Genomic DNA, 10,539 nt, shown 5'->3' on the forward strand with positions numbered 1-10,539 from the left:
GGCGGGCCCGTGGTGGGGCGACTACATGTTCTCGATCGAGCCGACCGGGCTCGGCACCGGCAGCGTGGTCGATCGCCCGCAGATGGACGTGCTCGAGGCCTTCCTGGGCGCGGTCACGGGCGGGACGACCGCGCCCGGGGCGGTCCCGGGCGGGACGGCCGGGCCCGGCGGGGTGGCGGACGCGATCCCGGTCGGCACGCCGGGGCCCGACCGCGCGGTGCTGCCGATGGGGCGGATCACCTACCGGGGCGGGGCGGGCGACGACACCGTCACGGGCAGCGCCGACGACGACCTGATCTACGGCAACCAGGGCGACGACCGCGTCGCGGCGGGCACGAGCGCGGGCGCGTGGGGGCGCGACACCGTCTTCGGCGGCCAGGGGCAGGACGCGCTCGACTGGAGCAGCAGTAGCGTCGGCGCCTTCATCTACGGCAACATGGGCGAGGACACGCTCACGGGCGGGGCGGGCGACGACGTGCTGTACGGCGGGCAGGGGCAGGACCGGATCGCGGTGGGCGCGGGCGACAACCTCGCCTACGGCAACCTCGGCGACGACACGATCCTCGGCGGCCCGGGGCGCGACACGCTGTTCGGCGGCCAGGGGCAGGACGTGATCACCGCCGCGGGCACGGCCGCGGCGATCTACGGCAACCTCGGCGACGACCTCCTGCGCGCGGGCGCGGGCGCGGACACGCTCTACGGCGGCCAGGGCGCGGACACGCTGGTGGCGGGCGCCGGCACCGCCCTGCTGGTGGGCGGGCTCGGGGCCGACCTCTACGTCATGGGCCCCGGCACCGGCCGCGTGCGGATCCTCGGCTTCGCGCCCGAGGGCGGGGACCGGATCGGCCTCGGCGGACAGGGCTACGCGCTGGACCGGACCCCGGACGGGGACGCCCGGCTCGTGCTGGCGGGGGGCGGAACGGTGGATCTCGCCGGGATCCGGCCCGAGCAGGTCGGCGCGGGCCTCTTCGCCTGAGGCGCCTCAGCCCTCGCGGTCCGGCTCGCGGGCCGGCGTCTCGCCGCCCGAGGGCCAGGGCTTCAGGCGCGCGGCGGGCGCGTCGTCCTGCGCGGCCTTGCGCCGGCCGAGGCGCCCCCGGAGGCGCCCGCCCAGCACGTGCAGGACGAGGCCGTTGACGAGGAGGGCGACCGCCAGCGTGACGAGCGGCAGCTCCACCAGGAGCAGCAGGGCCACCCGGCCGAGCCTCGCCCCCGCGCTCCCGGGCTCCGCGAACAGGAAGGCCGCGCGCACCAGGGCGTAGGAGCAGGCGGTCGCCAGCGTGATCGTCTCGCGCGACCGGTATTCAGGCTCTTCGCTCACCGACCGGCTCTTCGCGCGCGCAGGGTTGACGGGATCGCCCCACGAATCGCCGGACGGACTGGACCGCCGAGGCTACGCGATCGCGCCCCGGGCGGCAACGGAAGGGGCGGGGCGCGGACGGGGAAGATCAGGTCCGTCATCCAGCTTTACCCGTTGCGCGCAGGCGCCTATGTGGCGGTAGGGCCGTTTCCGGTCGCCCACGCTCCGGGTCATCAGTTCATGCGGTACGATTCCATCAAGCGGATTCTGGTTACCGGCAAGTCGGGCTTCGTGGGCTCGCATCTGTGCGAGCGGCTGCTGGGGCAGGGGCACGAGGTGCTGTGCGTGGACAACTTCTTCACGGGCGCGGGGGAACGTGGCGCACCTGCTCGGGCATCCGCGCTTCGAGCTGATGCGCCACGACGTGACCTTCCCGCTCTACGTGGAGGTGGACGAGATCTACAACCTCGCCTGCCCGGCCTCGCCGGTGCACTACCAGGCCGACCCGGTCCAGACCACGAAGACGAGCGTGGTGGGTGCGATCAACATGCTGCGCCTGGCCAAGCGGGTGAAGGCGAAGATCCTGCAGGCCTCGACCTCGGAGGTCTACGGCGACCCGGACGTGCATCCGCAGCCCGAGAGCTACTGGGGCCGGGTCAACCCGATCGGCTTCCGCTCCTGCTACGACGAGGGCAAGCGCTGCGCCGAGACGCTGTTCTTCGACTACCGACGCCAGCACGGCATGCCCGTGAAGGTGGTGCGCATCTTCAACACCTACGGGCCACGCATGCACCCCAACGACGGGCGCGTGGTCTCGAACCTGATCGTGCAGGCGCTGAGGGGCGAACCGATCACCCTCTACGGGGAGGGTACGTACACGCGCTCGTTCTGCTACTTGCCAAGAATTCAATATGTCGGGGTGAAATGATAAAGCAAAAGCGGCAGTTAAGGAGTCTTGTTTGGTGGGGACATGAATTGAATGGCCGCTCAACCAAGTCCGAATTAGTGGGGAATCTCGGTTAATGACGTCAGCGCAGCCTCGCGCAATAATCGTAGCCGGCATGCACCGAAGCGGAACTTCTGCATTAACGCGCGTACTGAACCTTCTTGGCGTCGAGTTGCCAGAGCGGCTTGTGCCGGGTTTCTCCGGCAATGAGCTGGGTCACTGGGAGCCTGAGGAGGTTGTGGCGATTCATGATGCGCTGCTCCATGCGGCAGACTCGGACGTCAACGATCCTGTCGGTTTCGATCCTGCATGGATCGAAAGCAGTGAGTCGGCACCTGGCCGTGAACGGATCAGAGCGTTCCTGCAGAACACATTTTCACGATCCCCGTCGGTAGTGATCAAAGATCCCCGCATCTGCCTTTTCCTGCCACTTTGGCAGGATGAGATGCGAAAAATGGGCCTGCAAGATCTTTATATACATCCATACCGGACGCCTGATGAGGTCGCTGCTTCATTAACGCGGCGCCAGACGCAAGTCTTTCCTGAAAGTGTTTGGCCCTCGGAGAGAGGGGGGCTTCTTTGGCTGCGCTACATCAAAGAAGCTGAAAGGGCCACGCGCAATCATCCCCGTGCATTCCTCTCTTTCGATGGCTTGCTCGCCGATTGGCGGGGTACGATTGCGCGGGTGAGTGCTCAGATTGGTATGGATTTCTCGTACGGGGAAGCTTCAGCGACAGCGGTAGACGCCTTCCTGGATCACTCGCACAAACATGAGACGATCATTGACGGTCGCGTCGATTTGCCGGAGCTTGACCGTTATGTGGAAGACTTGAGACGATTGGAAAGAGAGCCGGCTTGGGGCGGTCATGGCTTCAGCGATGTGGGCGCCCTCAACGGAATCCGGGAACGCTATCTCAACAAATACGTCATGGCTCTGGAGCGTAAAAACAACCAGCTGGCTCTCGACAAAAAAATACCTTCCCCGGTCGACCTCAGTGTTGGAACACATGGCCGCTTTGAGTTTAAAAATTTACTCCATGGCCTGAATGTCGGAATAGAGGATGGAGCGACGAAGCCAAGCGCTGAGAGAATCACGCGTGCTCTCGCTGAAGCGCTTCGCCGGACGGGGCATACTCTGCAAGTTCTACAGCAACAGAGCGCACAGGCAAAGTCGGAGGAAAGCGCAGCCTTGGCTGCACAGATCGCGTCCCATGGAGCTAATGCCGATGCCCTGGAGGCTGCCAGATCTGAGATTCAAGATATTTCATCGCGGCTTACTGAAACAAGGGCCGCCGCTGATGAGGCAGCGTTGAACTTTTCCGAGGCACAGAGAGAACTGACACAGGTTCGAGCTGCTCTGCGAAAGGCGGAGACAGAGCTCGAACAAGTCAGTTCAAGAGCAGAATGCGAACTGCGGGAACTTGCGCGACATTCGGAGCAGATGCAAGCAGAGACGCTTAACCGATCCGAGAAAGACAACCGTTTATGGCAGTACCGGCTCAAGCTTGAGCAGGCGGCTCGTGCTCAATCCGAAGGGAGGCTCGTACGTCTGCGCCGCTCGCCATTAGCAGCGTTGGCTATGATTGCGGGCTCTCTGACTCAAAGTGCAAAGGTTAAGATCTGGTCGCGCGAGCATTGTGATAGGAGGCTTTTAGTCCAGTCCTCCGGCTTATTCGATGCCGCTTGGTACTGCTCATACAACTCTGATCTGAAGGGTTACGAGATGGATCCAATCGACCATTTTGTAGCCTACGGCAGCCGTGAGTTGCGAAGCCCCGGCCCACGGTTCTGTGCTATACAGTATGCGGAGGCCTACGCTGATGTCGTGGAAGCACCGCAGGAGCCTTTATTTCACTTCCTCAAATATGGCAATCGTGAAGGGCGAAAGATCTTTCCTGTACGCTCATTGTCTCCATCTTCCGAGAGGTGATTACTTTGCTTAAGCAGCAATTTGGTCCTGTGCCGCTCCCCTTAGAGGTCTTAAGGGAGTATGCGATGATCAAATCTGCCACTTCAGAATCCGTCACTGTCATTATCAGTTTATACAACTACGAGAAGTTCATACTTGAGGCTCTGCAGAGTGTTTCTGAGCAGACGCATCAAACACTCGATCTTATCGTGGTCGACGATGCCTCTACCGATGAAGGATCGACCTTGGCCGCAAATTGGTTAGATGTAAACCACAAACGTTTCCGGCGGGCTTGTATAATTAGGCATCCTCGTAATCTCGGTCTGTCGGCGGCTAGAAACACCGCTTTTGAACTTGCCCAGACCAAGTATGTCTTTGTTCTCGATGCGGATAACTGTCTCTATCCTACAGCAATTGCGAAGTTAAGTCGCGCCCTTGAATCGTCTGCGGCGTCGGTGGCATACTCGCAGATCGAATTTTTCGGCCGTGAGCGCGGTTTCGGTTTCGCTTCGGAATGGGACCCCGATCTCTTTCGCGTCGGCAATTACGTAGACGCGATGGCGCTTGTGCGCCGTAGTGCGTGGGCGCGTGTCGGAGGTTATGCGCCTCTCGATCTTGGGTGGGAGGACTATGATCTCTGGCTTAAGTTCATAGAGCATGGCATGCACGGCATTTTTCTGCCAGAAATTTTATGTCGCTATCGCGTACATGGGCAGTCGATGTTGAGAACCGTTACTGATCTGCATGACCAGCGTGTTCGCGCGCAGTTAACTTTCCTTCATCCATGGCTTGACCTTTGATCATCGAGTAAGCCGGGCGGCTGAACTGCCGAAGCTAATCCGGGATGTTCACTCAGCCCTCAACGGGCTTGGACAGAGCCCGGCATCCACAAAGTCCAATCCGTACAAGACGGCTTCCACGCAGGTCCGCAAGAGCATCCAGCCCAACGGTCTGATCAGCTTCATCCATGTCAAGCCTTACCAGACGCTCAAGCGCCATCTCAAGAAGCACCACCTGAGTTTTCAGGAATACCGGGAGCGCTTACGAGCCCTGACCAGCAAGAATGGCTCAGGTCTGGACTGAGGCCGCCTTCCGCCGGTTGTCGCGAGGCGCGGCCCGCTCCGCTATGGCGCCCGGGCCTCCTCGGTCAGATCTGCTTGCCGAGCGCCGAGCGCCGAGCGCCGAGCGCCGAAGGCGGGGTCGTCCATCAGCTAGTTCTCCGGTAGACCGTAGCGCTCGCACTGACCACGCGGATCCAGGCTATGCAAGGACAGATGGCGCTGTGGCGCTCGGATCACGAGGCGCCGCCTCGCTGTCCCCGGCTGCCGATGATCGCCCGGTCGGCAACGTGATCCGGCGGTTCATGGCATTGGCGGCGGCGTACGATCAATGCCTGGGCCGACCACTCTGGCCAGCGGGCGCGGTATAGCCTGCCATAGCGAGGCGGGGCGGGCTGGCCTCCTGCAGATCTCGCAGCCTACGGCTTGATCGCAGGAACTCTCTTAGCTGTTCGACCCAGGAGCGACGCGGACAGGGGCGATCATATTGCCCGGGTTCGGCCTGTGTCGGGCTGGCGGACGCCCGGCACCGCACCAAGGAAAGCGGCCAGCATGCTGCTGTCGTGTCAATGGGCTCCGGTGAGTCTCAGGCTGAGCGGCGTGCCGTTGGCAACCACGACGAGGTGACGCTACGTGCCTGGCTTGCCTTCGTCCGTCGGGTTCAGGCCCGGCGCGGTGCCCCTTTTTCCGCGGGCAGGCTCGCGCTGTCGAACGCGGCCCGCGACCAGTCGAGCGCATCGGCATCCTGAAACTGCTCCAGCATCAACCGGTGCAGGGCAGCCCATACGCCGGCCGCCTGCCACGCATCCAGCCGCGGCCAAGTCGTCGTGCGCCGCTGCAGCCCACCTCGGAACGCGGCAGATGCTTCTACTGCATGCCCCTGCGCAGAACCAACATGATGCCGGCCAGCGCAGCTCGGGCCGAGGCACGCGACCGACCATCTGCCGGCTTTTCAAGTTCAGGCCACAGAAGCGGCTCAACCACCGCCCAGTGGTCGTCGGGTACGAGACCAGCGATACCCTTCCAACCCGCTCACCCCGGTTTTGTCCCACGCTCTTGAGGCGATCGCCGAGCTCGCGCCGCGCCGAAATCGGCTACGAAAGATCGGGAGGCGCGGTGAGACCCAAAATGCCTTATACGGAACGGTGATGAAGGCCGGCATGATGGCCAGACGTGAATACGAGGTTGTGATGACAGGCACGCCCCCCGTCGGGTTCCTGATCGGTGGTGTCCAGAAGGGCGGCACGACAGCACTATTTGAGTATCTGCGACGACATGCTGAGTTGCAAATGGCAGATTGCAAAGAGGTTCACTTTTTCGATCGAGATGCCGACATCGATTGGGAAAATCCTGACTACAATATCTACCACGCTTCTTTTGAGGAGGGTAATGGGCGTTTGCGCGGCGAAGCAACGCCCATCTATATATATTGGCCAGATAGTATTACAAGAATCTATAACTACAATCCCGACATGAAAATGATTTTTCTTTTTCGTGATCCTGTTGAGAGAGCCTATTCACACTGGGCGATGGAGACACGGCGCCGATACGACGATCGGCCATTTTCTTGGGCTATCCGCGAAGGACGCACCCGGGTTGATGACCCGATCATCCGAGGCCACCATCGAGTCTACAGCTACGTGGAGCGAGGATTCTACGCAAATCAACTTGAGCGAGTATATAATGTATTCCCGGAGCGGCAAGTTCTTAATATCTCCTCGAGTGATCTTTCTAATTTTTCTGACCAAGTGCTGCGAAGGGTATGTGACTTTCTAGAAATATCGCACTTCCCCGAGAACCAAAAGGCATTGCGCGCCAACGTTGGATCAGAAACTACATTGCTTGCACCATTATCGGATGCAGATCGACTTTACTTGCGAAGCCTCTACGCTGCTGATCAGCTGCGGTTTACGGAATTAACCGGGTTGCGACTGGTAGGAGAGGGCAAGTGAGTAACAATTTTGCTATTTATACCCCCAGTCCCCATTTTGGCTCCGTCAAAAATCCGTTTGGTAAAGATACGGCAAATGTAGGACTGTTCAAGGCGCTGGTTCAGCACGGTGGTTTCGACGAGCTGACTGTGTTGTCGGTCATCCCTGGCAATGAAGAAGAAGTCTCACATGCCCTTCTGCGGGGACCAATGGACCGAACTCGGATCCGGACCGGAAGCATCTATGATGCTCACGCGGCTATCAGATCAGGATGTATCCTCAGAGGTAAAGCAGACTTAGCAGACCAAGCTTGGCTGCGTCGTTACGTCGGCGACCGTCGCTACAGCCTAATCGGCCTAATTCATACGATCGGGGCGCCGGCGATACGCGACTACATGGCCGCATCGACAATCGCCCCGCTCCAGCCTTGGGACGCTTTGATCTGCACCTCACCCTCCGTGCAAGACGCGATGCGCAATATGTTCGATGCGTTCACGGACTACGTGTCCGACCGCTTCGGCGGCAGCAAGCGGCCGCAACCGGATCTGCCACTCGTTCCACTTGGCGTCGATGGGCAGGCCATTGCCGATCAGGCCGACCGGCCGGATCGTAGGGAGGAGTGGCGGTCGCGCCTCAATGTAGGCCAAGACGATGTGCTGGTGCTCTGGCTCGGTCGGCTCTCGTTTTTCGAGAAGGCTTTCCCACAGCCGATGTTCAAGGCAATCGCCAAGGCGGCAGTCTTAGCAGGGAAACGCCTGCACTTCGCGATGGTCGGTTGGTTTCCAAACGAGCCGATTGGTCCGGAGCTCTACGAGGAGGCCGCGCGCGCATACGCACCGGACGTGCCAGTACATTTCCTGGATGGCAACAATCCTGAGGTGGTTGCCGGGTTGTGGTCGGCATCCGATATCTTCCTGTCGTTGGTCGATAACATTCAGGAAACGTTCGGGCTGGCTCCGTTGGAAGCGATGGCCGCTGGCCTCCCGGTCGTTGCAAGCGACTGGGACGGCTACCGTTACACGGTTCGTGATGGGATTGAAGGCTTTCTTGTTCGGACGCTGGGCGGTCCCTCCGGCTTCCCGGGGAGGATGATGAGTTTACGTCATGTGTTTGGCCAGGATGCTTATCAGTATTATGTCGGCTCAGTCGCCCAGCATACCGCAGTTGATATCGATCAGGCCGCCGAACGGATCGGCCGCCTTGCAGTAGATGCTCAGTTGCGCCGTAGCATGGGCATGGCTGGTCGTGATCGCATTCGAATATCTTTCGATTGGCCGGTGATCGCACGTCAGATTTCGCAATTGAATGCGGATCTCGGTCGCAAACGCGTGGAGGAACGCGGTTTTGGCCGGTCCGATCTTTGGCCTGAGAATCCGATCAAAGGTGACCCCTATGCCCAGCTTGGCAGTTTCGCCACATCTGTTCTGAGTCCTGAAACTCGATTGTCGCTGCCTGCAGGGATGACTTCGGCCGCGCTTCAGGACGGTCTGCTTCGTACTCGCGACGTCCGTCTAGATAGCTTCGCAGATAACTGGCGAATGGATTTGGCGGGATGTAAATCTCTGCTGGATTGTATCGGACGGGAGCCTGTATCGCTCCAACAGCTTCTATCGCAGCTCGAACCCCATCGCCGAGAAGTGGCAGCGATGGCACTTGTATGGATGTGCAAGCTCGGTCTTATCGCGTGGGATTAGGCGGTGGAGCACGATGCCTAGGTACGTGATTGCCAGCGATCTATGACAGAGAACTTCGTGGCCGGACCTGTCCTAATATTAATTTCCAATTATCAGGCGGAACATGAGTGTCATCAATGGCTCGCTCCGGGACTTGGCCGATCCTGCAGCTTTAAGGTACGGCATTTCAAGACTTCCGACTTTTCGTCCGGAGGTATACCTCAGATTGAACAGCGATTTGACGAGTGAGACGAATGCCATAGAGCACTTTATTGCGCATGGCTTGTGGGAGGGCCGGCCCTATTGTAGCGAGCAGTCTGTTGTCGCAGCGATAAGACGCCTCTCGCCTAGCTACTCGGGTGCTGAACCCCTACCTGAGCAGGATCTGGTTGACGCTCTTGTCCACGCCACGTCCCAAGGTATCTCAATCTATGTTCACAGCACGAGTGACACTAAAGTTCGACTTCGAGCTGAGCTAACTTCCATAGCCTTGATGTCGCGCGGAATACCTGTTCACTTACATGACGAGACGCACTCTATAGATGTCCAAGTGCAAAATCGCATTTTTTTTGCGCCACATGAGTTCTTTTTTCGACAAGGGGGGGAGCGTTGGCTGTCGAAGGGGATCGTATCGTCCGCAATCCTCTATCCCACGCAACCCCTTCACTCCATACCCGGAGCGCGTATCCTACCGCTGCTCTTCTCCTGTCGCGCAGTCATCGACGATAATGAACAAAACTGCAGTCTCTATGCCTGCTGTGACATCCCGTTCGCACGGTATCTACCTTTGCCTTTAGATGAAGAAAGTATCTTTGTCGACAACGATAAGTCCGATGCTCTTAGTATGTCCGTTCGGGACGATATAAACGAGAAGTACCGTCCAGCGGAATCGTGGTCCAGTAGGCCGCTGGATCTATGTTACTTTGGATCTGGTCATAGCATTCGCGACGAAGTATTTTTAAAGGGCGCGGCGAATTTTGCACGGTTGCGTTGTTTTATCAACTATCCTGAACGGGATCGAAGCTCGGCGGTTCTTCGCGCTCGGGGTCCTCAGAGGGTCTCGGTGCAGAATGTTGTAGCTCGCAACTCCAAGATTTTACTGAATATTGATGTTCAGGAAATCGGATCTCTCGCATGGTATGAGTCGTGCCTTCTTGGGTTCTGGAACCGGACTTTGATTGTGAGTCGTCCATTATATCCCCATCCCATATTCAGGCCGGGAGAGCATTTTCTTGAAGAAACATCTAGAAATATCCCTGATCTCGTCTCCTGGCTCGTGTCGACAGAGGAAGGCATTGAGCTTGGCCGTAAGATCGTCGCGCGCGCCTACATGGCACTTTCAAGCGCATATATGCCTGACCATGCGGTGGAGCCCTTGATCAAGCTGTTACATACTTCTCGTGCCCATCTACATGCGAACGGGTCGAGCGTGCCTTGCCGGTTGTAACCATGTGTCACGCGCTCGGCTTGGCCTGATCAGAGAGGAGAGATCTCAGCGATCCCCTGGACGATAACGTCGAACTTGCCTCTTGATCAGGGCAACACAGGTGAGCGCGCGGCGCAAGCCGCGGTCGACCACGGCATGGTCCTGGAGAAGGTGAAGATGCCCGAGGTTGGGTATCGGCGTGGAAAAAGGACCCGGCTGAGGGGCTGATCGGCGTCCAATAGGGACCCACCCCGCCCCCGTGCATCTCTTGCTCCCTACCGCTCACGGTCAGGGAGCCA

At 59.4% G+C, this 10,539-nt stretch carries 7 protein-coding genes and 2 pseudogenes; 7 read left to right on the top strand and 2 right to left on the bottom strand.

Annotation, left to right across the window (positions count from 1 at the left end; all coding sequences use genetic code 11):
* Window positions 1-976, top strand: a 976-nt coding sequence (locus MFF56_RS31405) for a calcium-binding protein (protein ID WP_283207456.1), incomplete at its 5' end; no start/stop codon positions are given.
* A 6-nt stretch (window positions 977-982) separates the two neighbouring features.
* Here MFF56_RS31405 and MFF56_RS31410 read toward each other — a convergent pair.
* Window positions 983-1,318, bottom strand: coding sequence for a hypothetical protein (locus MFF56_RS31410; RefSeq protein WP_066927104.1), 336 nt, complete (start codon window positions 1,316-1,318; stop codon window positions 983-985).
* A gap of 219 nt (window positions 1,319-1,537) precedes the next feature.
* On the opposite strand from MFF56_RS31410, the pseudogene MFF56_RS31415 reads away from it, so the two are divergent.
* From MFF56_RS31415 to MFF56_RS31430, 4 genes and pseudogenes are all read left to right on the top strand, one after another.
* Window positions 1,538-2,195: pseudogene (locus MFF56_RS31415) on the top strand (NAD-dependent epimerase/dehydratase family protein); the annotation flags it as partial.
* A 124-nt stretch (window positions 2,196-2,319) separates the two neighbouring features.
* Window positions 2,320-4,173 (top strand): sulfotransferase family protein, encoded by a 1,854-nt coding sequence (locus MFF56_RS31420; protein ID WP_156453878.1) that lies wholly within the window; start codon window positions 2,320-2,322, stop codon window positions 4,171-4,173.
* A gap of 65 nt (window positions 4,174-4,238) precedes the next feature.
* On the top strand, window positions 4,239-4,952 hold the full coding sequence (locus MFF56_RS31425; protein WP_156453877.1) for a glycosyltransferase family 2 protein: 714 nt from the start codon (window positions 4,239-4,241) through the stop codon (window positions 4,950-4,952).
* Window positions 4,942-5,235: a MucR family transcriptional regulator gene (locus tag MFF56_RS31430; RefSeq protein ID WP_197430674.1), complete on the top strand. Its 294-nt coding sequence runs from the start codon at window positions 4,942-4,944 to the stop codon at window positions 5,233-5,235. The genes MFF56_RS31425 and MFF56_RS31430 overlap by 11 nt, the downstream gene beginning before the upstream one ends.
* 466 nt (window positions 5,236-5,701) lie before the next feature.
* Here the strand turns inward: MFF56_RS31430 and MFF56_RS31435 are convergent.
* Window positions 5,702-6,227 (bottom strand): annotated as a pseudogene (locus tag MFF56_RS31435) (transposase); the annotation flags it as partial.
* 131 nt (window positions 6,228-6,358) lie between these two features.
* On the opposite strand from MFF56_RS31435, the gene MFF56_RS31440 reads away from it, so the two are divergent.
* The gene (locus tag MFF56_RS31440; RefSeq protein ID WP_156453876.1) at window positions 6,359-7,162 is read left to right on the top strand and encodes a sulfotransferase domain-containing protein; all 804 of its coding nucleotides are present in this window, start codon (window positions 6,359-6,361) and stop codon (window positions 7,160-7,162) included.
* Window positions 7,159-8,835, top strand: coding sequence for a glycosyltransferase family 4 protein (locus MFF56_RS31445; RefSeq protein WP_066924809.1), 1,677 nt, complete (start codon window positions 7,159-7,161; stop codon window positions 8,833-8,835). The genes MFF56_RS31440 and MFF56_RS31445 overlap by 4 nt, the downstream gene beginning before the upstream one ends.
* Window positions 8,836-10,539 lie beyond the last annotated feature (1,704 nt).

The sequence above is a fragment of the Methylobacterium hispanicum genome (genome assembly GCF_022179285.1).
In the GTDB taxonomy this organism is placed as follows: Bacteria; Pseudomonadota; Alphaproteobacteria; order Rhizobiales; family Beijerinckiaceae; genus Methylobacterium; species Methylobacterium hispanicum.